Origin of the sequence: Viridibacillus sp. FSL R5-0888, from assembly GCF_038009105.1 — a bacterium.
In the GTDB taxonomy this organism is placed as follows: domain Bacteria; phylum Bacillota; class Bacilli; order Bacillales_A; family Planococcaceae; genus Viridibacillus; species Viridibacillus arenosi.
This window is the reverse complement of the sequence record NZ_JBBPAU010000001.1, coordinates 1,729,983-1,755,034: the sequence shown is the minus strand read 5'-3', so window position 1 is coordinate 1,755,034 and position 25,052 is coordinate 1,729,983. Positions and strand designations below refer to the sequence as shown.

The window sequence follows — 25,052 nt, the reverse complement described above, 5'->3', positions numbered from 1 at the left end:
GTTTTGCGATGATAGTTAATCTTTTCTTTACAATGATTTACATATCTCTTACATGGCGATAACACTTCCATAAAACTGTTTCTGTATATTTTAGATATACCAAAGTTTAGGAGGAATTATATTGATGAACAAGAATTTCAAGAAGAAATTACTTGCGTTTGCAGCTGTATCTACTCTGGCGATTAGTAGCCTAGGAGTACCTTTTTCTGAGGCGCAAGCAAAATCAACAGCACCAAAAGAACCCGAAATTAAAAATATTATCTTCCTTATTGGAGATGGCATGGGTGTTTCTTACACTTCAGCCTATCGCTACTTAAAAAGCAGCCCTAACTCAAAATTTGTCAGTCCTACAGTGTTTGATAAATATCTAGTTGGGCAACAAATGACGTATCCAGAAGACACAAAAGAAAACGTAACAGACTCTGCATCTGCTGCAACAGCAATGTCAGCAGGTATTAAAACATATAACAATGCTATAGCAGTAGATAATGATGAATCAGAAGTGAAGACTGTCCTAGAATCTGCAAAAGAAATGGGCAAAGCTACAGGACTTGTAGCAACATCTGAGATTACACATGCAACGCCAGCTGCATTTGGCGCTCACGATCCAAGTCGAAAAAACATGAACGGCATTGCAGATGACTATTACGATGAACTCATTAACGGCAAGCACAAAGTCGATGTTCTGCTTGGTGGCGGTTCATCACTATTTATCCGCGAGGACCGAGACCTTGTGAAAGAATTTAAAAAAGATGGCTTTAACTATGTGACAACAAAAAAAGAGTTACATAAAAATAAAAATAAACAGGTTCTTGGCTTATTCGCAACTGGTGGTATGGATAAAATGATTGACCGCAAAGCTGAGACACCTTCCCTAGCAGATATGACGAACTCTGCCATCTCTAGCTTAAAACAAAATAAAAACGGATTTTTCTTAATGGTTGAAGGTAGCCAAATCGATTGGGCAGGTCATGACAACGACATCGTTGGAGCAATGAGTGAAATGGAAGATTTCGAAAAGGCATTCAAAGCAGCCATCGACTTTGCTAAAAAAGACAAGCATACATTAGTCGTTGCAACAGCTGACCACTCTACTGGCGGTTTCACAATTGGTGCAAATGGCGATTACAACTGGTTTGCCACTCCAATCAAAGCTGCTAAACGCACACCCGATTTCATGGCAAACAAAATTGCGAATGGTGCCGATGTTGAACAAACTTTAAAACAATATATTAATCTTGATTTAACAGCTGAAGAAATTCAATCGGTAAAAGATGCAACAGCTAAAAAAGAAATTGATATCGACAATGCAATCGAGAAAATCTTCGATACGCGTTCAAACACAGGTTGGACAACAGGTGGTCATACTGGAGAAGATGTTCCTGTATACGCTTACGGTCCGTCATCAAGCAAATTTGCTGGCCAAATTGACAACACTGACAACGCTAAAATCATCTTCAAAATTTTAGAGCAAAATAAAAAGAAAAACAAAACAGTCATCAAAGATAAATAACATAATTTTAATAAAGGGCTGACACTCCTACCGTTAGCCCTTTATTCTATTAAATGGAGGTTAATAAATGAAAAAATCACTCGGCTTTTTACTTTTACCATCCTTATTATTTGGCTGCTCCGACAAAGATTTCAGTACTAGCTCCCCTGCTTTGGCTCAAGAAATAGAAAGCAATTACCTCGATGGGTATGGAGCAAATCCACAAGTACCTGATGACCGCACATTACTCACTGTCGGACAATCCATCAAAGATGCGAAAGGCGAAGCAACATTACAGAAAATAAACTTAAAAGAACAAACAGTTAAAGTCGGGGATATTAAATTAACAGTGAAAGATACAAAGCTAATTCACCTGTTCCCCGATTACAGTCTAACCGACTATTTCCACAGCCTCACCCATGACGAAGAATTTGATTATGTGAAACTCTTTGTGGAAATCAAAAACAGTTCCACCCAAAAAGTAAACTTCGCACCAATCGCTATGATTGAAACAAATACTGGTCAGAAAATCACTTGGGATCAAGACATTTACTTAGAAAACTTAAACGAAGAAATTGAAGGTAGTGCATCTAAGAAAGGCAATTTGGGATTCATCGTTGATACAAAAACGAACCTTGAATGGATTGAAATTACAACAAGTGATGTATTTGATGGAAATGAAGCAAAGGTTGCTAACGCTAAAAAGTTTAGAATTTATTTTTGATAAAAAAGCTATTTAAAAGAAATTTAAACCTTTAAATTATCCAGACTTAAATTTAAAAAGGATAAATAAAAGGGCATTACATATTATATCTACCTAATATGTAATGCCCTTTCCTTTTTATTAAACTAAAGCCTCCAATACTTGAATATGCCATGTACAGTTACTATTACTATTGACGCGGTGCTAATAACATTACGGCTACACCAACTAAGCAAATTCCTGCACCTACCCAATCGTACAAATCGGGTGCTTTTTTATCAATCCCCCATCCCCACAGGACAGAAAGAACGATAAATACTCCTCCGTATGCAGCATATACTCTACCGAACGATGGAAACGATTGAAATGTAGCAATAACACCGTATAAGGCTAAGGCTATTCCTCCACCTATACCCCAATAATATGGTTTACCTTCTCTTAACCATAGCCATATCAAATATCCTCCGCCAATTTCAGCTATACCTGCAAGTATAAACAAAACAATTGCATAAAAAATTTAGACCACTTCCTAAAAAAGTATTCTATAAAACAAATTATAACTTATACTTATTCAATTGCCTGTCCCATTTGTTGTAGAAAAAAAAGGGGCCGTCTGAACAGCTTAAAGATCTTTTCCTAAAAAGCCTTCGGCAATTGAACAAGAAAAGCTGTCATAGCAGCAGACTTTATTAATTGGACTATTGCTGCTATTTGGCGTCGTTCTTAATTTTTTCATCATACTTCCTAACAATGAAAAGTAACTGGTAATACTGATTATATAAACTCCCATTGTTCAATCTCTCTAATAAGCTCCTCCATCGTTTTCAAATAATGTTCTACCCAAACAGAAAATGACATATCCTCATCCCAAGTAACTGCACCGATAGCTTTTGCACAGCCCCAATCTAATGTTCTTTGCATAAGCATATGTACTTTTAAACGTTGTATGATTTGCTCTTTTTCATCAGTTCTAGTCATATATATCTTAAAAAAATGCTTCGCCACATCTAATTCGTTATGATCTATATACATTGTTAACATTTTTATCAAATCAGCTAAAGGGTCACCAAAATAGGCATTGGTAAAATCAAATACTCCACTTATTTTCCACTCGTGCCCTTCATACAGAATCAAAAAATTACCAGGCTTAAAATCACCCATAACAAATGTTGGTGTATCAAATTGATCAAAAGCATCAAGAGATTCTTGTAGGACGTTTTCTACCCAGTTCACATCACCTAGTGTTATTTTAGAATATTTTTTTGCATCCTCCACCCAATAACGAATTCTATTAAAAAGCCAAATTGTAAAACCCTCTTTAAATTCACTTAAGTTCTTCGTGTTAGGATTAAATTCTCCGCATACATCTACTTTCCAACTATGTAATTGCAATAGCGTGTTCGCCATACTTTCTGCAATCTGTATTTTATCTTCACTCATTAACTTATCCGCTACTTCTATATCGTTCAAATGCTTACCTTTTAGTCGTGGCATAATAGCATAACTCCAACTAAAATACGAATTAGTTGCACCAATGAAATACGGCGTGGGAACAGGTACATCACTAATTCCCGAAATGTTATTCACAAAAAAATGTTCCTCCTCAAATTGCCCAGGAAATAGTGGATTCCCTTTTAAAACAAACTCACCTTTAGAGGAATGAACAAACATTGTCTGACCCATTGCACCATTATCAGTTTTTTTAGAGGAAATAAGTTTACCTAAATTGTGTTGATTAAGCATTTGTTGTAATTGCTCATTCGTAATAACACCTAATTTATTTGAAGCGAAAAGAATTTTTGTTGTCATAAATTAGCCCCCATAGTATTTGAATTGGATGTGAAATTAATATTCTGAAAAAATATTTTAATCTCTATACCATGCCTCTTCAAATTCAACTTTAACCACCTTACCAAATAGTGCTCCCCACTGAATAAATCCAGAACCCCAAGCTGTTATTACATTTCCATCTTGAACCACTAGATCTTCTACATAGTTCGCATCATCAAATAATCCGCATTGTTCTCTATGTTCTGCCAACAATCCAACTGTGTATTTTTTTCCTTTTAATAATCCTGCTTTTGCTAGTAACATCGGGGAACTTGAAATACTTGCAATAACAAAGTTTGCTTGGTTAGCAATCTTTTGAACAAACTCTATATATTTTTCATTTTCAACAACACTTGCAATGTCCATACATCCAGTAAGTAATAGACTATCAAATTCTTGGTAGTTTACTTGATCTATTGTTTCATCAGCAACACAAGTTAGACCTGCCTCCCCTTTTACTCCTTCCTTTGTTAGTGCAATTACAGAAATTGATTTTCCACCTTGCATTAGAATGGATAAAGCAGTCGTCAATTCATACTCGCTAAATTGTGGATATAATAAAACCGCCGTTTTTTTCATAGAATATTCACCTCTTTTTCAAGTTTCTCTAAAAGTTCTAAAATCTTGTTTTTCACTAAATGATATTACTAATATAAAAGGAGAATAACAGAAGTATTACTTAAGCTTTATACATAATTTTATCATATTATCTAATTTATAACTTTTTATAAAATTTTACACATATGTAAACGTTCATATATACTCAAAATGTAGAATTTATAAGTATTATATTTATTACATATGGAGGCGAAAAAAATGGAAATGCCAACTCATATTGTTGCTGTGGATGCATTAATTAGAGTAGTAAAAGAAGAAAGTGGAATTGACATTACTGTATCAAACTTAATCGGTGTTTATTCAAATACAAGCACTCATAAATGGTACGACGGTATCACTGACGTTCCTACAAAATTAATGCTAGATTATAGGTGCAAACCAGTTGGTGGGGAGTTAGCTATTTCAGAAGAAACATCAGAAAGCTGCTGGGTTGCTAAGGATACAGTACTGGAGTATTTTACGAAAACTGCTTTTCGAACTCGTTATGAAGCTTATTTGAATTTCGATGGAAATATTAAATATATGGAATATATCACAGATCCTGAGTTTGAAATCAAATTGAACAGAACTGTCTAAATCATTCTTAACATTGAGACACTATGGACAAAAAAACCGGTCATAGCTTTTCAGCTACAACCGGTTTCTATTACATTTCTTGTGCTTTTTCAGTTACTTCTTTTGGTACTGTAATCGGTTTAACACTATTGAAGTTGCTCAGTTTTAAGTCAGTGTCTGTTTTCATCTTCATTTCATTGCCTTCTACTTTCATCGTCATATTCATAATTGTTTTCATATGCTCGATATTGTAGTCATCTTTGTTAATGTAGATTACATACTCAACATCATCAAATTTCATGTCATCAATTGCTGGTTTTTCAGCACCTTGTGCCATTTGCTCAAGTTGAGCTTCTACTTCAGTTTTAATGAACTTTGTAAATTTCTCACCTTCAGCTTTTAAAGTTAACACGTATTTGTCACCTTCCGTATCAACTTTAAAGTCCTCTACAAATTCACTAAGTTTTTTCAGTTGTTCTGAAGGATCAGATTGCTCTTTATAAGAACCTAAAACTAGATCATATTGCTCTTTTGGCATCTTCATCCATTGATTCACTGTTGATTCTTTCATATAGAAGCCTTTATCTGTCATATACCCTTCCATTTTAATATCCATTGCTTCTTCCGCACCAACATCTTGCATCTTAGTTGTTGAAGTAAAATATGAACTTAGTGGATCAGCAATGATATCCATTTTCATATCACTAACCAGATCAATCGACATATCTTCTTCACCGTCTTTAAATACCATGCTTTGCTTGATATCACCATTTGCAGAATAGCTTTTTAGAGATTCTTGCTGTTTTAAAGTTTTCTCATAAAGTTCTTTCGCAGTTACATCTGAATCTCCGACCTTTTCATTTGCATTACATGCGCCAAGTACGCCCACTACTAGAAGCATGACGAATGGCAAAAACCATTTTTTCATTAATAAACCCCACCTTTTAACTTTTAAATAGATATTAACTTTAATCCTTAAAGGAAATTTTGTTAAATTTATCTATTAATAGTATAGTACGAATCTAAGAATAAAAAGTTTCATATTTTACTATTTTATGTATATAAGAATATTTTAGTATAATTATAGTGAATCCGCTCTTTTTGATATTTTCTTCATGACAATATCAATACAAAAGAAAACTGTTACACATAACAATGCAATCATTAATCCCGTTTGAATATATCCTTCAGGTGAACCACCTGCAATGAAATTATAGACTGCGAAAATCATTAAACATATTACGCCACTAACGATGTGAAGCAGAAAACTTATGATTTTCTTTAGATGATATTTGTAACAAAAATTTTCAATAAACATTGAGGAAAGTAATCCAAATGTGAAAATGAATGGAATTGTTACTGAACTGACAACAAATCCAATGATGAAATAGTCATTAGCATTTACTTCAATAAAAAATAATGGAAGAATAAAAAAAGTGAACAAGGCAGTTAAAGTCGCTACGAATAGTTTTTGTGACAACATCATGATCAATTCCTTTCAGACATATATTCAAATAACTCAATACAATGTCTAATGAAACGGCACATACTCTAGAGTGATTTTGCCTAATTTTCTACATTAGTTAGATTAAGTTTATCATACACCGAAAGAAATTCTTCTGGAAATTTAGTATTTATTTGCCTAACTTCATTTTTTTACAACATAGTGTATATACAAAAGGGTATTAAATTCAAAACACTTTAATCAGCTATAAAAAACACATTTTGCATTATATGTGAATTAGTTAAAAAATGTTCGTTTTAATTTCATCAATACCATTTGATAATTACCCTTTAATCACTTGATAGTAAGCTTCGAGCAGTTCTTCGACTAGGATGTTATCTATTTTCATACCTGTGATTTCGCTATTCTGTATTTCTACATCTTTGAGATTGCAATGACTCAATTTGCTTCCTTTCAAATCACATCTCTCAAATAATATAGGATTATTTTCTTTTCCAAGATCTGTGTCTTTAAAATGAACTCCTCCTAAAGAAGCCAAAAGGATTTCGCTGTTTGCAAGATTTAAATCCGCAATAAGTGAATTTCTAAAATTTATATTTTGAAATTTTGAATGGCTAAGATTGCAATTGCTAATATAGCTATTCATCAAATTACTATTACTAAATGAACTGCCTTTTAAATTTACTTGATAATATTCCGCTTTAGACATATCACAATTGTCGTACTGTATTCTTGAAAGTTCTTTATTTTCAACTATATTTTCTTCTTCAACAGGTATTTTTATTTGCTTTGTATAATAGTATTCATCTTTCGTTTCGAAGGTTTTTTCATACCCCTTCTTTTTGTAAAAGTAATGATTATTGATTTGCCGGCTAGACGTTTCAAGTTCCCATTTCCTTACATCATAAAACTCTTTTTCCACTAAACTTATCGCTCTTGAACCAAATCCTTTACCTTGATAAATAGGGTCTATGAATATACGGTCAATTCTCCCAAAAGATCTCCCCGATACTGTAACAATAATACCTCCAACAATGATTTCATCTATAATAACCTTATAATAATTCAACTCTTTAATCATATATTTGTTCATTTCTATAGATGCATATCCTGGAGGTTGAATATTATAATCTGCATAGGCTTCCTCTTCTGACAACCACTTTTTCGCTTCTCTGTCAAAAGTTTTCTTCATAATTTCAGTTAAAATCTTTGCATCATTCATTGTTGCTTTTTCTATCGTTAATGCGGACATATAAATGTGCTCCTTTTTGAAAATAACCATTTTTATTTTAGAAAGATAGAAAGAATTATGAAAGTAATAATGAATCACCATAATTTCTATTCCAAACATCTTATTCGAAATCTAAAATTCTAATAAATCGAAGCATCATAATCTATTTTTTATATCGATGAGTTTAAATCTCTCACATACAAGAAGCATATCCTCTGTAAATGTTAAACCGTATTTTTGTAATTCTGAACTGAAGAAATTTACATGTATATCTTTCCATTTCTCATATGTACCATCACCTTCAGCAATTGCAAATTCTTCAGTTACCTCATTCATAGGTACTAATGAAACTTCAACTGTTTTGACAATTGCAACAGGTTGCTCTTCGCTATTCAAAATAACCCCGTAGTCATTAATCATAGGTAACGGCATATTTTTCAACTCATAGAAAGCATGACCAGAACATGTTGCTGTTTTCTCTCCACTAACTACTTGTTCGGCTAGCCTATCAGCCGTGTCACCGAACTTCCAAGTACTTACTGATGTTGGCTTATTCTGTTCTCCCCAATATTCGTTCCAATACGTTTGTGCTTCTTTATTCATTTTAGAACCTCCTATACCTTCTTTATTGATCTGATTTTATTTTCATCTATAGTGTGAAGACTCTTTACTTATGCTCGAAGCAGTATAATATGGGAATCGTTAATAAAATATTTATTCTTCATAAAGTAGTTGGATTCAGAATTTCAACTTCAATTTAGGCCAAATCTTATCCCAGTTCTTTGTCTCAATTCTTCTTACATAAATATCATGCATAGGCATGCCTTTCTTGAATTCTGGAGTTGGTTTTACTACACAAGATAACAAATCCTCTACTCCGTATGGAGCACATAACTCAACTTTAGAATTATTTAAGCGTATACCAATAGCAGTTGGAATTTCTGAAAAGTGAGCGATTCCATCTTTAGAAGAAATGTAAGGTGCAACTCCATTTATCACATGCATTCTTGCTTGATTTTTCACCGACCAAGGCTCGTCAGGCTTCATACTTAATAATTGCTGCTCGAGACTTTTTTCTATTTGTTCATCTACCTCTTCAGCATTGAAGTAAATGACATCAATATCTGCTAATGGCGTTCTTTCACCATAGTTATGCAGTAGATCCCAAGCCTTACTCCGAACAAAGCCAGCACAAACCCAACAGTCTGGCAAATTCAACTGTTCTACAGCTTGTAAAATCTCCATCATCCATTTATCTTTTTTTATCGCTTCTATAAGACCAAGTTCATTTTGTAAAACCAATGAGAATACACTACCTTTCTATATTTTAATAATCGGAAATATTCTATTCTAGTAATTGCAGTTTTTCAATGAGTTAATTGAATGTTTCATCAGTTGAAATACACAGTTAATTATTGCTAATAAAATCCTTCTATGTCAAATACAGAAATATAATGAGAGATTCAAAATTTTAAAACATGATTAAATTATCTATATAAACGTTAGTAAAAAAGCGTTTTGGAAAAAGGTAAATGAAAACATGGATTTATCTAAGTCCGAAGCTTTTCATGAAAAAGACCATATCATTTGAAGGTTCTATATCAAACTGCTTTTTGTATGCTACTACTCCCTCTTCTAAGCTTGAACATTTTTCAGAAATAGCAAAACTAATATTTAATTGCTCCCAATAGGATACTATTTCTTCTCTACTGCAAACTGACTCATGAGAACATATATAGTAGTCAGCGTCATACTCTTCGATTATTTGTATCATCGGAAATAGTTGTTTAGCATCAAAATGGTTGCTTCCCTGTATTGTTCGCCCATAAATACAGTCACCTAAAAATAAAGTCTTCTCTTCAGGTATATATAAAATTGTTGAATCATCCGTATGTGGACTTACAATTTGGCGTATCTCACATGTAACCCCACCTAAGTCAATTTTCATTTCACCATCAAAAGATAGATTCACATTTTTAGGTGAAAAATTCTCTCTATCCGTAATTTCTGCCTTAATACATTCTATTGAAAAATCATTAAAAACACCTTTAGCTTTTGCTAATTCTAATGATTTTTCATCATATTTAATACCTTGATACATTTTCAAATAATTACTTGTTTTGATATTTGCAATTGAAATCAAATCCCATTCTTTTAAACCAAAAGTATGATCCCAGTGATGATGTGTTAACACCAAAAACTTCACCGATGGCAGGCCCATTTTATCTATTTCTATTTTGAATTCATTTGCATGTTTGGGAGAATTTCCTGCATCAACAATTAAACAAAAGTCGTCACCTATCACAAGTCCTAACACGGGTCTATCCGTTTCATCACTATTTTTCATATAATAGATTCTATCAGTTATTTTTTCTAACATTATTATCACTACTCCTAATTTTTTATTGAAGTCTTTGCGTAACAAATTCAGTCGAAATATGCTGAGATGTATATACAATCACCTCTCAGTTCTGAAACTCTGTATTTAACAAACTATATAACCACATGTTTTTACATTCTCCAGTAACACTATGGCATTCAAACTTCCTTAAGTAACCTTCTTCTTTGAAGTTGAATTTTTTTAATAACACCTTTGATGCTATATTTTCATCACTAACAAAGGCTTGAATTCTTACTAAGCCTAAATGGTCAAATCCTATTGATAAAACCTCATGTACTGCTTCGGCCATTATTCCACGACGCCAATATTGCTCTGATAGTTCATAACCAATTTCAGCCCTTTTCCCTTCAAATTCACTTAAAAATATTGTTCCTATAATTTCATCTGTGACTTTGTCTGCAATTGCAAAACGAATAATCCAACCTGCATCATAACCTTTGTTCCATAGTTTGATAACTTCATAACTTCTTTCTATTGTTTCTGGTCCATTCCAATCAAGATTTCGATATACATTTTCATTTGAATAATATTTTAATAATGCAGGAGCATCTTCCAATCTTAATTTCCTTAAACGAATTTTTTGAGTTTCTATTACTGGAAACTCTTTTAATATTTTTGCAAAATCCATTTTTATTCCCCCATAAAATGCTAATTGGTTAAAACTTTGTGCTATATGTTCGAATAGGTTAAATCATCTTCTGAATGCGTTAAATCAAGGGCCGAGTAGATCAAATCATTTTTTCATGTATGTGATAACATTGGAAACATCAACTTGTTATTTTTAAATAGTTTTTCTTTATCCCCCATTACCATAAGTGTAGAATCCTCTTCTTTATAAAGACTTACTTCATAGTTTTCACTGTTGATAGGCATAAAATTCAGTATAGCTCTCTTTGTCTGTTCTGTTGCCAAGGCATTTAGTACATTTTCAATTTCTATTTTCTTGGTTGCCAAAATATCATATAGAATCAATGTATCTTCTTCATAATCTGCTACAGCAATTGCATTTAAGTCTTGTATATAGAAAAGATTATACTTAAAACTGAACAATTCAAAATAGTTACAATAGAACATGACTAGCCCAGCGTTATCCACCATTGAAAGTGCAAATTGTGCTGCAGCATTCTTTGCTGTTTCATAAAGCAGATTAAGATCGATAACATTATCGATGTCCATTTTTCGGACAGAATAAGGACTTTCAATTATTGAAATTTGTTTTGAAGCTTGATATTCATCAACAGATATAAATCCGAACTTAGGATAAAAATCAAGAACACTGTCATTAGCGAAAAGATAGAACATATCACATTTATTTTCCCACTCCTCTATAACCGTATCCATTAGCACTCGGCTTAGGCCTTGGTTGCGGTATTGTTCATCTGTCATTACTGTACCCAACTGAACAAATCGTTTTTTCTCCCCTAAGACGATAAAATCAATGACACTGACTGTAATATGAGAAACCATTTTATCGTTGTCTAACAGTGAATACAAAATACAATTCTCTTTCCAATAACCACTTTTATACCACTTTTCAAAATCGAAATTATAAGTTTGTTTAGTTAGCAAATTAAAACTGTTTCGTAGTTCATTATCATCCTGGTAGCGGGAAATCAATTTATAGTTTTTGCCGTTAATCATTACGTTCTTCATTTGAATTTCCTCCTGATTTCTATCTAAATAAAGTATAACTTAACTACATAACTGGAAAATACCTCATCCTTTTTTCATAAATGAAAATAAGCCAATGTAGTTTATAACCACATTGACTTATTATTTGCTTTCTTTTCTTTTAGTATGATTCTTTGGATACTTTTTGAAGATAAATAATATTTTTCTGCTAAAGTAGTTGTATCTATTCCCGATAAGAAATCGTTGTAAATATTAGAATTCCTTAAATCCAATTCTCTCCTTGTAGCAGTACCTGATCCCCAAGACTTTTTATTTTCTTCTCTTCTTGGGATATAAATATATTCACCATCGACATATTTCTGTATTAACTCTACTAGCTCTGCTGGCAGAAGATTATTTGCTCTTTTATAGCTCATTTTTGCACTCCTAAATTTTAATAGTTCTTTTAGGAATAGCAAAGGCTATTATTTTGTTTATAATATTTTGCAATAGCCTTTACTATGCAAAATTAATAGTACCTCTTCTCATAAAATGCATCCCTCCTTATGTTGTATTGCTTACATTACTGTTTCAAGTATATGTCATATCATACCACATTTTACAGTGAAAAAGCTGAACATGAACTACTCACTAAAATCCAAATTACTCGGTTGTTTTGGCAAATGCTCCTGTGTAAGCATATTTGTCGTAGCTACTTTTTCATTCACTTCTTCAAAACAAAATCCATCAGCCCATACTTTCCCCGTTCCAATAAGTAATACACCAAAGTGAATAGAAGCACTTTCTTCTGGAACATCTAGAATAATTGAATAGTGATTCCAATCTGTTGTGCCTTGAATGGAGCGGTTATCCATATTATCAAATTGAATAGTATCGCCAGTAGTGTTATCAATCCGAAGCCATGCACCGCATTTTAAAACGCTTTCTGTTTTTAAATAACATGAAAGCTTTAGACGTTTCCCTTTATAATTATTTGCTTGGAAACCTTGCATAATTGTGGCAAACTGCTGAGCGTTTGCTTCCCCTATTGCAAAGAGTAAACCTGATTTTGTTCCTGTATGAAATACATCTCCGTCCACTACGAAATCATACAACTCTGGATTAGATCCGCTTAAGCTCCAGCCTGTAATTTGTTCACTTTTATTCATTTTTTTCTCCTCCTCCATCATTCGTACAGCCTGCATAAGCTTTCGATATTTCCCTGGTGGCAAAGAGTAAACATCTTTAAATGCTCTTGTAAACGCCTCTTGAGATTGAAATTGAAATAGTAAAGCAATCGTTAAAATTGATTCATCTGAGTGCAATAGTATCAATGCAGCCATCGCAGTCCTACGTAAACGGATATATTCGCCAATTGATTTCCCTGTTTTTTGTTTAAAAATCCGAAGTAAATGATACTTCGAATATCCGATAACTGATGGGAAAGTATCAAGTTGAATCTCTTCCGTCAGATTGCTTTCAATATAAGAAATTGTTTTTTGAGTTACTTCGCTGTAATACATCTTGCTCACCTCAAAATCATCATACCGAATATAGAGAATATTTTTTTGATAAATCTTGCTAAAGTTTACTGCCCGTTTGTTTATTAACTGTTCAGCAAAAAATTGTACAGTATTTAAAAATCATTAAGACTGTTTTTATCGAATTTATTATTCCGTTACACCTAAATTCGATAAAAACATTATCTTCCCTTTAAATAATTTCCATTTGATTATTCGGTGTTCTTTAAACGCTAGGAGGATATTATAGTTTATGAAAAATCGGTTAGTTGCTTTAAAATTGTTACTTTAACAAATAATAATGTTGTTTAATTCGGTTAGCGAATAATGAAGATTCCCCCCCTTTTAATTTTTATGTTTAGCTTTCCCTCTATCCACATAGATTAAAAATAAGTAGCCTACGAAACTAATTCCCCTTAGTTAGCTATTGATATAGGAAAAAACTTAAGCTTCACTTCGCCCTTCACTGCATTTTTGAAATAAAGCCAAACCGCTTGTTTAAAAAAGATAGTTTGAATTGGATTTTCATACCATCTTTTCTTTATCCTATATAATATATGTAAGAATATACCAATGTCCGTATAGTTAAGAAAGGGTGAAAGTTAAAAGAGAGCAACAGCCCATGTTGTTTCGTAATTCACTAAAATTCCAAACAAAGCAATAATTGTTGACAGTATATATATATAAATTTTTTTGAAAAATACTATCCGTGTGATGGATTATTTAAGATGTAAAAGAGTTTATTAAACTAAATTACACAAATGAAATTGAAGAAACTCATCGAATGTAGTCAAAAAGGTCGTCCTATATAGAGGCTTTTTTTACTTTGTGAAAATCTATGAAAAACAATAAAAAACTATTTATAAATATTTGTATCCATCAAATAATTATAATAGATATGAAATATATATTATATTGTGTAGTTGTGTTAGAATAATAATGTCTAAAATTAGAAAGGTAGGGAATACATATGAAAAAAAGAATCAAAAAAGTACTAGTGTCATTGGGAATGGCTTCAGTATTACTTGTAGGTGGGGTCACTACTACAAGTGTAGCGCCAAAACAAACGGAAGCTGCTGGCTTTGAGGTATTTAAATATAAAAGTGGCTATTTTACTAACTATGTAGATTCAAAAAATTACTACGAGAAGTGGAGTAGCACTTCAAAAATTGCTTTACTTAATGGTTCTATTAAATCTAGTAGCTCCGCAAGTGGAACTTACAAAGTATACATACAAATTAAGAAAAATAATAAGGGAAGTTGGAAGACAATCAAAACTATTAACGCTAAGAAAAACGGAACTACCAAGTTTGAGTCTCCAAAATTCTCGGATAATGATGGATATAGATTTCACCTGGTGAATCAAGGAACAAAAAAGAAAATTACCTATGATTTGTCATGGGCACCATGGGGATATAAATAATAGATGTTTTAAACCACTCAATCGAGTGATAAAAAATAACTTATACATTTAAAGTAATTCAATAATATTTATTTCAATAAAAGCCTACATCCTTAATCGGGATGTAGGCTTTTATCGTTCTAATTCACTTACTAATTTTATCTGTTGGTTTGAAATAAAGATTGATCAAAAGTATTCTGCAAAGCTTGATTTAATAACTCACCTAAATTTTACCTTTATAAAAAAGATTGATTAAAAAGGCGAATCAAACCACTGATAATACTGTATTCGCCAATTTCAACCTTAAGTTTTACTCAAACTTTAATATAAATTATCAATCATTATTTAAAACCATCGCATCATTATTTCAAATCTACAATTACTTTACAAGTTTAAATCATTTCAACATATATCCTACATTTTTAATGTATAGTTAGAGTGAATTTTAAAAGCTAAGCACTAATAGAATATAAGTTGGAGGAGATGTACAGTGAGAAGAATTATTTTATCGACTGAGAGCGGGGCCGATTTACCGGAAGTTTTAGCGGACAAACATGATGTACAAGTGATACCGATGCATGTAATCATGGATGGTCAGGATTATTTAGACGGTCATCTATCCGTAAATGAAATTTATGATTTTTATGATCGCACAAAAAAGATACCATCTACATCTGCCACTAATGTCCATGAGTATAATGAGTTTTTCAAGAAAATTAGAAAGGATTTTCCTGATAGTGTCATTATTCATATTGGTTATACGTCAAAGGCATCTGCTTCCTTTCAAAATGCGTTAATAGCAGCGGAAGATTTAAAGGATCTTTTTTTAATTGATGCTTTGAACGTTACAGGTGGATTAACTGCAGTTGTGATGTATGCTGTTACTTTGCTAGAGAAAGAACCTAGGATTGATCCTGTTCACTTAATAGAAAAAATTGAATCAAAGGTTCCTAAATCAAGGCTTGCTTTCATTCCTGGTAGCTTAGATTTTTTAAGAGCAGGTGGACGAGTAAGTAATTTAGCTTATCTCGGAGGTGCTTTGTTGAAAATAAAACCATGCATTGAATTAGTAGAAGGAAAGCTTGTTTCAACTAAAAAATATCGTGGAAATATGAGCAATGTTGCTGAAAAATTAATGCGTGATTATTTAAATCAATATGACATTGATAGACAACAAATTTATTTTATATACTCAATCGGACTCAGTGGAAATATCAAGCAACGGATAAATGAAATTGCAAATGAAACTGGATTCAAAAATACAACTTGGATTCAAGCCGGTGCTATGATTTCTACTCATTCTGGTCCTGGAGGATTTGGGATTGCAGGATTAGAAGTTTAAATCTTGTATACAGTATATTGAAAATCTAAAAAGGCTTCATCGATAAGAAGAAGCCTTTTGTTTTATACCATTTTTTTTAGGCATAGCGTCATGAAAATGCGGATTTACATTAATAAGGAAGTTTCAACCAACAAAAAGTACCTACCTCTGTCAGTTCCTTGTTCAACTAAAGCCCCCGTTAGTTTAAGTACATTTCTTCACAATCTCACACTAATAAACCTTTTTAAGTCCTTTTTTTAAAGTCCTATTTCATGAAATGGTCAAATATAAAAATAAAAGCACAATTCTTATTCCAGAATTGCGCCCGATTGTTGAATAACATGAAGGTGTTTTATAGACAATAGTTACCATGAGAACATGACAAATAATTAAATAACTGAAAATTTTTCCTTGCATTTTCCAAACATATATTTTAATTCGGAAGATTTAGTTGCTACGAGACACCGAACCGATGGTGTACTTATCCTAACTGACGTTTAAATGCATTACTGGCGAAGAAGTAAGAGATAACCGTGATGCCGACGCACCAGGCAAGCGCGATCCAGATTCCGTTGCCAACAGACCCTTCATACAAAAGGGCACGAATCGCATTCACAATTGAAGTCACGGGCTGGTTCTCAGCGAACGCACGGACAATTTTAGGCATGGTTTCTGTGGGAACAAAGGCCGAACTAATAAACGGTAAGAAAATCAACGGGTACGAGTAGGCTGTTGCCCCTTCCATAGATTTCGCTGTCAATCCTGGAATGACAGCCAGCCATGTCAGCGCTAGCGTAAACATCGCGAGGATCCCAACTACGGCGAGCCAATCCAGGATATCAGCGCTGGACCGAAAGCCCATCAAGATCGCGAAGAGGATAACCACCACGACAGTAAGCGCATTGGAAACAAGCGAGGTCAAAACGTGAGCCCATAATACAGACGAGCGCTTGATGGGCATGGTAATGAAACGCGCCATCAGCCCGCTCTTTACATCCGTAAACAGCCGCACGGAAGTGTAAGCAACGCCGGATGCGATAGCCATCAGCAAGATTCCAGGCAATAAATAATTGACGTAGTTGTCCGTACCTGTCTCTATTGCACCTCCAAATACGTAGACAAACAGCAGCATCATCATAATCGGCGTAATCGCCACCGTGATAATCGTATCCGGGCTGCGCATGATGTTGCGCATTAAACGCCCTAGTAATACCCCTGTTTTGCTTTTCATTTACATCTCCTCCTTTTTGCCAATGATCGCGAGGAAAATTTCCTCCAATGTCGGTTGCTTCTCGAAGTATTCCACTTTCGCTGGCGGGAACATCTCTTTAAGTTCGGTAAGGGTACCGGTCGTGATGATTTTTCCACCATGCAGGATGGCGATACGATCCGCCAGTTGTTCGGCTTCCTCCAGGTACTGTGTCGTCAGCAAGATGGTCGTGCCGCCGCCGGCAAGCTCCTTGACAGTATCCCAGACTTCAATCCGCGCTTCGGGGTCAAGCCCTGTCGTCGGTTCGTCGAGAAAAATAACTGCTGGCGTACCGATCAGGCTCATGGCGATGTCAAGCCGGCGCTTCATCCCGCCGGAATATTTGTCGGCCCGGCGGTTGGCCGCATCGGTCAGGCTGAATCTTGCAAGCAGATTGTCGGCGACTTGAGCAGGATTGGGAACTCCCCGCAACTTGGCGATCATCATCAGGTTTTCCCGCCCGGTGAGCATGCCGTCTAAAGCTGAGAATTGCCCTGTCAGGCTGATGCTCTGGCGAACATGATCCGGTTGTCGCTTGACGTCAAAGCCGCAAATACCTACTTCACCGCCATCGGCCTTCATCAGTGTCGAGAGGATGTTGACCGTCGTCGTCTTGCCCGCTCCATTTGAACCAAGCAGTGCGAAAATTTCGCCACGACGCACCTCAAAATCCACCCCCATTAAGACTTCCTTGTCTTTAAAGGATTTTTTTAACCCTTTTACAGATATCGTTGCATTGCTCATACTTTTATCCTCCTTTTAATAAGCGTCTTGCGGAGCTAGATTGCATATACCCTTCTATATAGTATGACTGATAATAAGTATTACTTACTACCGGGTATAAAATAAAACTGAATAACGAAGGTGGAATTTCACATTTGTAATCAGCTATTCAGTCGGTATTATCTATTGAATTTATTTTTTTCCTAATCGATTCAAAATACTCTGATTCAAATCTTCACGATACTTGGCGACATAGGTTTTAGCGTTTGCCACTAGTTCGTCAGCAAATGATGCCACGTCGTCCCCAGTGATTTCCAGCACTTGTCTGCCTTCCGCCGCACTAGATTCGAACAACTCGATTAATTCATACTGTATGTGCAGCATATCCATCCCGCTGCCTCCCGCTGAGAAATTCCACATGTAGTTTTGAATTTTCTTAAATACAAACTGGTAGTCCTCTGGCAGGGCTTCAACCCGTGCCATCATCATCTTGTATTCTTTTTTATCACCAATCATTTTTTTGAACATTTCCATCATGTTATTTTTCCTCCTTTTTTATAAAGCTGAACAAGGCACTCCAAAAATATCGGATAGAATATCTTATGATGCTAAGTTGACTTCAAGACATTGATTTTTGATGATACAAAATCCCATTTTTCCCAAAACAATACAAGTTCCTGGCGACCAGCCTCATTAAGTGAGTAAAACTTGCGGGGCGGTCCCATATCTGACGGTTTCTTTTCTATGTTCACCAGTTTTTTCTTTTCTAATCGCACTAGGATGGTGTAGACCGTCCCTTCTACGACTTCGGTAAACCCAAGCTCGTTCAGGCGGCGGGTAATCTCGTACCCATAGGTTTCATGGCGGCTGATGATTTCCAACACGCAGCCTTCCAGCGAACCCTTAAGCATTTCAGTTAAATTTTCCATGTTCAAAGCCTCCTTTACCTCCTCTATTTTGTCTGACTTATATTCAGTATAACTTAGTACTAAGTAAAATTTTTTACTTAATAGCTTTTAGGAAATCGAGCTATTAAGTATTACTTATTACAGGTATATCGTAACACCGAGTAGCGAGGCTGTCAACTGTTTTTCTTAAATTATTTTTGTGACCTCACTATTCAATGGTGTTGGTATCCAGTGTTACTTATTACAGGTATATCGTAATACCTAGCAGAGGGAATTTCAACTGGATTTTCTAAATATTTCTATAACCAGTGCTTTTACTTCCTCCTATGCTTCTTTCACAATGATTACACCCTGGATCATTCCCATCCAGCAGCTGTACATGAGAATATGGAAATTCTATCCCTTCATTATTTTTCGATTATCTTATTCACTACTTGCTCATTAATTTTTTTAGTAAAAAGCCGACTTCTGTTTCAATGAACACACCGAATAGATTTAGAAATTTGCTGTTCATTAGTATTACATTCGAAAAGATTACTTCAGAAATTTTAGTTCAAATAGCTAATTCTATTGATTATTGCATCGAATCAAAAATTTTTCTTCTTCAACTATCTACACCAACCCTATATTGCAAATTATCTTTTTCAAAAACCAATAAGTTTGCACCACTTATACTCATGAAATATGCAGTGTTTCCTCCCTTAAGCCTAAAATCCTTTATTACTTATCTTTTTAGAATTATGTCTAACATACACGTATTCCAAAATTAAAGATGCTAACAAAGCAATCATAACGGGCATCAGCGGTTCAATAGATACATAAATTCCACTTTCGCTATTTTGATGAGTATAAGCTAAAGTTAGCCACGAAATCGAAAACTCATGCCCAATAAAAACTAAAGCAATAGTTAAAACTATAAAACTCATAACCCCCACAAAAAAGCCTTTCAGTTTTAATTTCATTTTTTCACATCCTAACTAACTGCTTTTTTTCTAACGAATCGAATATGGAAATGTTCATTTTTTATTATATAAAGAAATTGAAATTAATCCCAGTTATATTACCCTTTTTAAACAACTATTTTTTCAAATGACTTCATTGTAAATTGAACAAATCTCTTGTCACTTTATATTTACATTAATTAATACTAAGTAAGTTTATTTCTATTCTTTTAAGATACCAATATAATCTGGTGCAAGAACGATATATATATAATCGTCACCTTTTTTGTAAATAACACTATGCCCATCAATTTCCACTTGTTTCCACCCACTCTTTTTAATCATTAACCGATAACTAAGTGGAACATCAGTACCTGTCGATGGTTCCCATATATAATTTTTAGCATTCTGATTTTCACTTTCTAATGTAGCACTATTAGGAACAGGGAAATCATAGAATTTTTGTAACTCAAAATAATTTTTATCTACATTTGCATAATAAAAGCCACCTACTCCTACTAAGAGAGCAATAGCAACTATCAATAGTACTAATCGTTTCATAGTATCCTCCCCACTATTTAAACTGCTCTTTCAGATGTAAATTTCTTAATGCTACTACTAGAACCTTCAATATTCAGTGATTTCGTATAGAACGATGACTCAAAAGCAATACTGAAGAATGAATTCAAAACAGCCTAAATTGCATTGCAATAATAAAAAAGAATAGTCGAGTAGGAGGACATTATTTTGACTCTAAGTAATAAAACATTATCTATTTTCGCCTTAGGTGGTATCAATGAAATAGGTAAAAATATGTATGTTATACAATACGCAGATGATATTATAATCGTCGATTGTGGAGCTAAATTTCCGGATGAAAGTTTATTAGGGATTGATCTTATCATCCCTGATATCGATTATTTACAAGAAAACAAGGAAAAAATCAGGGCTTTAGTGGTAACACATGGCCATGAAGACCATATTGGTGGAATTCCATACTTTTTGAAGAAATTAAATGTTCCGATATATGCTACTCGTTTTACACTCGGATTAATTGAACTAAAATTAAAAGAACATAAACTATTTAGGACTACAGAATTGGTACAAATCAACTCGGATTCAAATTTAGATTTTGGTGAAATCGCTGTAAGTTTTTTTAGAACAAGCCACAGTATACCCGATTGTTTAGGCATTGTCTTTGACACACCTGAAGGAAAGGTCGTTCATACAGGAGACTTTAAATTCGATCTAACACCAATGAATGATCAATATTCTGATATTCATAAAATGAGTGAGATTGGTACACAGGGGGTATTACTACTCATATCCGAAAGTACAAATGCAGAACGCCCTGGCTCTACTCCTTCTGAGCAATTGGTAGGTGAACATATTGAAGCCGCCTTTATGAAAGCTAAGCGTAAGATTATTATTTCGACCTTTGCTTCAAATGTAAATCGTATTCAGCAAATAGTCCATGCAACCTTAAAAACCAATCGAAAGCTTGCATTGCTTGGTCGTAGCATGGTGAATGTCGTATCAGTTGCTGTAGAACGCGGATATTTAGATTTACCAGATGGCTTGCTAATTGAGTCACGAGACGTAAAGTATTTACCTCCTGAAGATGTCGTGATTTTATGTACAGGCAGTCAAGGAGAACCACTAGCGGTCCTTTCTCGCTTATCGACTTCGAATCACCGGGAAGTAAAAGTGTTACCTGATGACACGGTTATTTTTGCAGCATCCCCTATTCCTGGGAATGAAAAAGATGTATCGCGGATAGTAGATAGCTTCTTTCAAATGGGAGCCAAAGTTATTTATGGATCCGCTAGCAAAACGGGAATGCACGTATCGGGACACGGCTATCAAGAGGACCTAAAACTTATGTTAACATTAATGAAACCAAAATATTTTATTCCTATTCACGGTGAATATAGGATGTTATACCTACATCGCTTGTTAGCTGAATCCGTTGGCATTGAAAAAGACAATACCTTCATCATTAAAAACGGAGATGTGGTCGATATTGAAAACGCACTAGCACGTCAAACTAGAAAAGTCCCTGCTGGCGATACTTACGTTGATGGAATCGGTATTGGCGAAGTAGAGGACATTGTATTACGAGATCGAAAACAACTATCTGAAGACGGTATGCTTGTCATTGTTGTAACAATTATTAAAACAGAAGGTACACTTGTTTATGAACCTAACACCATTTCCCGCGGATTCGTTTATGCAAAAGATTCCGCAGAGCTTATTAGAAACGTAAATGACATTGTTAAAACAACAGTAAATGAATCTTTAGATGGTAGCATTAATAAAATGAAGAAAAAGATAAAAAAATCTGTAGGACAGTATATAAATACTGAGACAAAAAGAAAGCCGATGATTTTGCCTGTTATTATTGAGGTTTAAGCAAAAGAATTTTTCAATATGATTTATCTCGACAAGATAGAGTTAGAGTCCGCGGATTCGAAAATTAAAGGAATCATCGCTCATAAATGTTATCTAATAACGTTTATGGGCTTTTTATTATGTACTATCTTATTTTCTTTCTACCTGTTTTTAATGGATGCTCAAGAAGGTTTTTTGTTTTAAAAGCTATTAACTCAAAGATTTTTGCGAATAAATAGAGAGAAATTTATTTTGATAAAGTTCTCTACATTCTATCATCAACTAATGTCCCCCTAGTTGATGAACATTAATGAATTTTAGCAATTATTATCTTCCTATACATTCCATTCATCATAATTGGTGTATCTTCTTCTATTTTTAAATGTTTATTATTTTTTGGAATTAATTCTTCAAAACTTCTGCCAATATCAGTTCCTAATGCGCTAATAATTGGTCTTAATAGTAATTTTGGTAACGAGAGCTTTTTATTTTTAGGAGCAAATTTATCAAAAATAATTACTTTTCCTTCGTGCTTTAAAACTCTCGATATTTCTTGAAAACATTTATTGGCATCTGGTACAACTGAAAGTATTAGACTTGCTACTACATAGTCGAAAGTTTCATCCTCAAAAACCATATTTTGAGCATCCATTTCTAAAAATCTAATCCTAGTATCCTTGAATTTTGTTTTTGCCTTTCCAAGCATATCAGGTGAATAATCAATTGCAGTGATATCTACGTCAGAGCAATTGATTAACTCTAAATCAGCACCCGTCCCTACACCAACAAACAAAATTTTGTGTTTGCTATCGAATGGTATCGATTGGAATATTTGTTTTCGAGCATTTAAGAATATACCCGAATTAAAAATCTTATCATAAATTGGCGATCCGATTTTATAAATAAATTTGTTCCAAGAATTATTCAAACCCCTACACTCCCAGTTCATTTTTAATTCTATCAATCAATAACATTCTTAAATTTTTTAAATCACTTTCATATTTTCCGACATATTAATATTTTCAATTGACTATTCTGCCACGTTTCTTGGAGCGGAAATATGCTCTATACATTATTGAAGTAACGCAGCCCGCTAGCACAAGGTTCTAATATATTGTATAATTAATCTTTTCTATAATGTACAACTTTTAGATTATCTTGCCTATTAAAGAGAGTTGTCCAATCTTTGTGTTGTACCCGTTGTGTTTTAGCAACATATTTATGGGTAATTGCCGAACTTGTATTCTGCTCTTTGTAAAAGTATTTTTTGAACCCCTTCTACTGATTGATTAATGGATATCGTCAAATCAGTTGTATAAAAACCCCCTACTTCTAAAAGCTCTTCTACTTTGTCCAGTAACAATTCTATAATATCTATTTCATTGTTTTCCGCATTTACTACAAAGTGAATGATGCTTGCAATTTTTGAGCTAGTATCTAAATTCACCAATAATAAACCAACTGGTTCAGTATGAGAAATGGCCCCTACACCCATAATATCATTTCCGAATTTTTCTAGTTGTTTAAAATATGCTGGTAGTAAAAGCTTATTAAAACTATAAAAATTAAAATGATTTACTTCCAAAACTTCAAACATATCTTCACCTCTTCAACTAATAAGCCCAAAATTAATTAGACTTTTCACGGATTAATTTCAAACCAATTCATATGAATCCGTGACAACATTGTACAAGAAACTATTTGTATTATCTGTGCGGTAATTCTCACTAAAAGCATTCTTTATATCAGGTACAGTTTTTACCTCAATACTATTCGAAGAGACAATTTGGGTACCGTTTGTAGCTTCAATAAAGTAGTAATATACAAGAATAGCGCTACTTGGAAAAACGTTATCAACATATGTTTGAATACCCGCAGAAATGTTAGAGGCAATTGTTGTTGCATCAGTCAAACTATTTACCGTATTATAGGTTTTTTGTAGGGAGGAAATCATCAGTTTACAGAAAAACCTTATGTTTATGATTTTGCAAAAAGATGAAGGAGCTATAGGCTGATGGTGAATTTGCAGTAAAACAATAAAAGCGACATGGCTAGAAATGAACGCCATGTCGCCTTTTTGTATGAAATTTTCGTTGCGTTAGTTTTTCCATGTACTACGCAACTAGTTGGTTTTAAATAAATTATTTATTTAAGCTTGTCCATTTTTGTTCAAGCCATGTTTTGAATTCTTTACCTTTATGACCTTCGTATGCATCGTATACATCTAAGCGCATACGTTCAAGTTTTCCAGCGAAGTCTTCAAATGTGTGATCAGCTGGTAAGCTTTTCTTCACACGGATTAGGATTTTATCAGTACCTTTGATAATATCAAATTTTTGTACTTTAGGTGGCTCTATATTTTCACCAAATGCAATTAGTGCTTTGTAAGCAGCCTCTTGTACTTTGTATACTGTATCATTTTCCATACGGTTTTTAAGAAGATCGATTACTTTAGGGTGTTTACAAGTGCTTAACTCATTTACCGCTGAAAGACGATCTCTCCAGCTAGACGTGTAATTCGCTTCTTTTTTTAGTTCTGCATAGTCTTCTGGTAATTCTGTTTCAAACTTTTTACTCAAGTTATGTCAAACTCCTTTAAAATTATAATTGAGATGATTCAAGCTTTCTTCGACAATTGGTCTGTGGAATATCAATTCTTCTCTATCTTACCATTATATACGAAATCGACGG

Annotated in this window: 29 protein-coding genes; 6 read left to right on the top strand and 23 right to left on the bottom strand. The window is 33.9% G+C overall.

Translation table 11 applies throughout. The features are described from left to right. The first annotated feature begins 124 nt into the window (after positions 1-124). Together MKY02_RS08705 and MKY02_RS08700 are read left to right on the top strand one after the other, a co-directional pair. Positions 125-1,513, top strand: coding sequence for an alkaline phosphatase (locus MKY02_RS08705; protein WP_038182843.1), 1,389 nt, complete (start codon positions 125-127; stop codon positions 1,511-1,513). A 67-nt stretch (positions 1,514-1,580) separates the two neighbouring features. Next, entirely contained in the window at positions 1,581-2,216 is a 636-nt protein-coding gene (locus tag MKY02_RS08700) for a DUF4352 domain-containing protein (RefSeq protein ID WP_038182844.1), read from the top strand. A 169-nt stretch (positions 2,217-2,385) separates the two neighbouring features. On the opposite strand, the gene MKY02_RS08695 is transcribed toward MKY02_RS08700, so the two are convergent. The 3 genes from MKY02_RS08695 to MKY02_RS08685 form a co-directional block, all read right to left on the bottom strand. Further along, positions 2,386-2,712 carry a YnfA family protein gene (locus tag MKY02_RS08695; RefSeq protein ID WP_038182847.1) on the bottom strand — a complete coding sequence of 109 codons (327 nt, stop codon included), beginning with the start codon at positions 2,710-2,712 and terminating at the stop codon, positions 2,386-2,388. Positions 2,713-2,969: 257 nt separating this feature from the next. Next, on the bottom strand, positions 2,970-4,004 hold the full coding sequence (locus MKY02_RS08690) for a phosphotransferase family protein (RefSeq protein WP_038182851.1): 1,035 nt from the start codon (positions 4,002-4,004) through the stop codon (positions 2,970-2,972). A gap of 57 nt (positions 4,005-4,061) precedes the next feature. Next, positions 4,062-4,604 carry a DJ-1/PfpI family protein gene (locus tag MKY02_RS08685; protein WP_038182854.1) on the bottom strand — a complete coding sequence of 181 codons (543 nt, stop codon included), beginning with the start codon at positions 4,602-4,604 and terminating at the stop codon, positions 4,062-4,064. A 237-nt stretch (positions 4,605-4,841) separates the two neighbouring features. On the opposite strand from MKY02_RS08685, the gene MKY02_RS08680 reads away from it, so the two are divergent. Next, the gene (locus MKY02_RS08680; protein WP_051448666.1) at positions 4,842-5,219 is read left to right on the top strand and encodes an NUDIX hydrolase; all 378 of its coding nucleotides are present in this window, start codon (positions 4,842-4,844) and stop codon (positions 5,217-5,219) included. Between the two features lie 70 nt (positions 5,220-5,289). Here the strand turns inward: MKY02_RS08680 and MKY02_RS08675 are convergent, their stop codons facing one another. The 10 genes from MKY02_RS08675 to MKY02_RS08630 form a co-directional block, all read right to left on the bottom strand. Continuing rightward, positions 5,290-6,126: a DUF6612 family protein gene (locus MKY02_RS08675; RefSeq protein WP_340710984.1), complete on the bottom strand. Its 837-nt coding sequence runs from the start codon at positions 6,124-6,126 to the stop codon at positions 5,290-5,292. Positions 6,127-6,279: 153 nt separating this feature from the next. Beyond that, complete coding sequence (locus MKY02_RS08670; protein WP_038182856.1) at positions 6,280-6,681, bottom strand: hypothetical protein; 402 nt, start codon at positions 6,679-6,681, stop codon at positions 6,280-6,282. Positions 6,682-6,985: 304 nt separating this feature from the next. Next, complete coding sequence (locus tag MKY02_RS08665; RefSeq protein WP_340710982.1) at positions 6,986-7,915, bottom strand: GNAT family N-acetyltransferase; 930 nt, start codon at positions 7,913-7,915, stop codon at positions 6,986-6,988. Between the two features lie 135 nt (positions 7,916-8,050). Then, a complete protein-coding gene (locus MKY02_RS08660; protein WP_038182858.1) occupies positions 8,051-8,497 on the bottom strand; it encodes an ASCH domain-containing protein in 447 nt (148 codons plus the stop codon). 135 nt (positions 8,498-8,632) lie between these two features. Further along, positions 8,633-9,196: a nucleotidyltransferase family protein gene (locus MKY02_RS08655; protein ID WP_340708921.1), complete on the bottom strand. Its 564-nt coding sequence runs from the start codon at positions 9,194-9,196 to the stop codon at positions 8,633-8,635. 244 nt (positions 9,197-9,440) lie between these two features. Then, on the bottom strand, positions 9,441-10,274 hold the full coding sequence (locus MKY02_RS08650) for an MBL fold metallo-hydrolase (protein ID WP_038182864.1): 834 nt from the start codon (positions 10,272-10,274) through the stop codon (positions 9,441-9,443). Positions 10,275-10,359: 85 nt separating this feature from the next. Beyond that, positions 10,360-10,923 carry a GNAT family N-acetyltransferase gene (locus MKY02_RS08645; RefSeq protein ID WP_038182867.1) on the bottom strand — a complete coding sequence of 188 codons (564 nt, stop codon included), beginning with the start codon at positions 10,921-10,923 and terminating at the stop codon, positions 10,360-10,362. A gap of 113 nt (positions 10,924-11,036) precedes the next feature. After that, entirely contained in the window at positions 11,037-11,948 is a 912-nt protein-coding gene (locus tag MKY02_RS08640; protein WP_038182870.1) for a GNAT family N-acetyltransferase, read from the bottom strand. Between the two features lie 101 nt (positions 11,949-12,049). Further along, positions 12,050-12,343: a CD3324 family protein gene (locus MKY02_RS08635; RefSeq protein ID WP_038182872.1), complete on the bottom strand. Its 294-nt coding sequence runs from the start codon at positions 12,341-12,343 to the stop codon at positions 12,050-12,052. A 207-nt stretch (positions 12,344-12,550) separates the two neighbouring features. After that, positions 12,551-13,429, bottom strand: coding sequence for an AraC family transcriptional regulator (locus MKY02_RS08630; RefSeq protein WP_340710981.1), 879 nt, complete (start codon positions 13,427-13,429; stop codon positions 12,551-12,553). Between the two features lie 967 nt (positions 13,430-14,396). On the opposite strand from MKY02_RS08630, the gene MKY02_RS08625 reads away from it, so the two are divergent. Both MKY02_RS08625 and MKY02_RS08620 read left to right on the top strand, forming a co-directional pair. Next, on the top strand, positions 14,397-14,849 hold the full coding sequence (locus tag MKY02_RS08625; RefSeq protein ID WP_076035234.1) for a hypothetical protein: 453 nt from the start codon (positions 14,397-14,399) through the stop codon (positions 14,847-14,849). 469 nt (positions 14,850-15,318) lie between these two features. After that, positions 15,319-16,170 (top strand): DegV family protein, encoded by an 852-nt coding sequence (locus MKY02_RS08620; RefSeq protein WP_076035233.1) that lies wholly within the window; start codon positions 15,319-15,321, stop codon positions 16,168-16,170. A 460-nt stretch (positions 16,171-16,630) separates the two neighbouring features. Here the strand turns inward: MKY02_RS08620 and MKY02_RS08615 are convergent, their stop codons facing one another. From MKY02_RS08615 to MKY02_RS08590, 6 genes are all read right to left on the bottom strand, one after another. After that, positions 16,631-17,380 carry an ABC transporter permease gene (locus tag MKY02_RS08615; RefSeq protein WP_076035232.1) on the bottom strand — a complete coding sequence of 250 codons (750 nt, stop codon included), beginning with the start codon at positions 17,378-17,380 and terminating at the stop codon, positions 16,631-16,633. Further along, on the bottom strand, positions 17,381-18,142 hold the full coding sequence (locus MKY02_RS08610; RefSeq protein ID WP_340710980.1) for an ABC transporter ATP-binding protein: 762 nt from the start codon (positions 18,140-18,142) through the stop codon (positions 17,381-17,383). 171 nt (positions 18,143-18,313) lie between these two features. Next, the gene (locus MKY02_RS08605; protein WP_038182879.1) at positions 18,314-18,658 is read right to left on the bottom strand and encodes a DUF1048 domain-containing protein; all 345 of its coding nucleotides are present in this window, start codon (positions 18,656-18,658) and stop codon (positions 18,314-18,316) included. A 71-nt stretch (positions 18,659-18,729) separates the two neighbouring features. Continuing rightward, positions 18,730-19,050: a PadR family transcriptional regulator gene (locus tag MKY02_RS08600; protein WP_076035231.1), complete on the bottom strand. Its 321-nt coding sequence runs from the start codon at positions 19,048-19,050 to the stop codon at positions 18,730-18,732. Positions 19,051-19,736: 686 nt separating this feature from the next. After that, complete coding sequence (locus MKY02_RS08595; RefSeq protein WP_038182882.1) at positions 19,737-19,991, bottom strand: hypothetical protein; 255 nt, start codon at positions 19,989-19,991, stop codon at positions 19,737-19,739. 201 nt (positions 19,992-20,192) lie between these two features. Further along, positions 20,193-20,531 (bottom strand): hypothetical protein, encoded by a 339-nt coding sequence (locus MKY02_RS08590; RefSeq protein ID WP_076035230.1) that lies wholly within the window; start codon positions 20,529-20,531, stop codon positions 20,193-20,195. Positions 20,532-20,717: 186 nt separating this feature from the next. Here MKY02_RS08590 and MKY02_RS08585 point away from each other — a divergent pair, with 186 nt between their 5' ends. After that, positions 20,718-22,382 carry a ribonuclease J gene (locus MKY02_RS08585; protein ID WP_038182883.1) on the top strand — a complete coding sequence of 555 codons (1,665 nt, stop codon included), beginning with the start codon at positions 20,718-20,720 and terminating at the stop codon, positions 22,380-22,382. Between the two features lie 286 nt (positions 22,383-22,668). Here MKY02_RS08585 and MKY02_RS08580 read toward each other — a convergent pair whose 3' ends face one another. The 4 genes from MKY02_RS08580 to MKY02_RS08565 form a co-directional block, all read right to left on the bottom strand. Beyond that, the gene (locus tag MKY02_RS08580) at positions 22,669-23,289 is read right to left on the bottom strand and encodes a class I SAM-dependent methyltransferase (protein WP_076035229.1); all 621 of its coding nucleotides are present in this window, start codon (positions 23,287-23,289) and stop codon (positions 22,669-22,671) included. 291 nt (positions 23,290-23,580) lie between these two features. Continuing rightward, the gene (locus MKY02_RS08575; RefSeq protein ID WP_038182885.1) at positions 23,581-23,958 is read right to left on the bottom strand and encodes a hypothetical protein; all 378 of its coding nucleotides are present in this window, start codon (positions 23,956-23,958) and stop codon (positions 23,581-23,583) included. A gap of 57 nt (positions 23,959-24,015) precedes the next feature. Beyond that, the gene (locus MKY02_RS08570) at positions 24,016-24,273 is read right to left on the bottom strand and encodes a hypothetical protein (RefSeq protein ID WP_076035228.1); all 258 of its coding nucleotides are present in this window, start codon (positions 24,271-24,273) and stop codon (positions 24,016-24,018) included. Positions 24,274-24,502: 229 nt separating this feature from the next. Then, positions 24,503-24,940, bottom strand: a complete 438-nt coding sequence (locus MKY02_RS08565; RefSeq protein WP_038182887.1) for a HEAT repeat domain-containing protein — start codon at positions 24,938-24,940, stop codon at positions 24,503-24,505. Between the last annotated feature and the right edge of the window lie 112 nt (positions 24,941-25,052).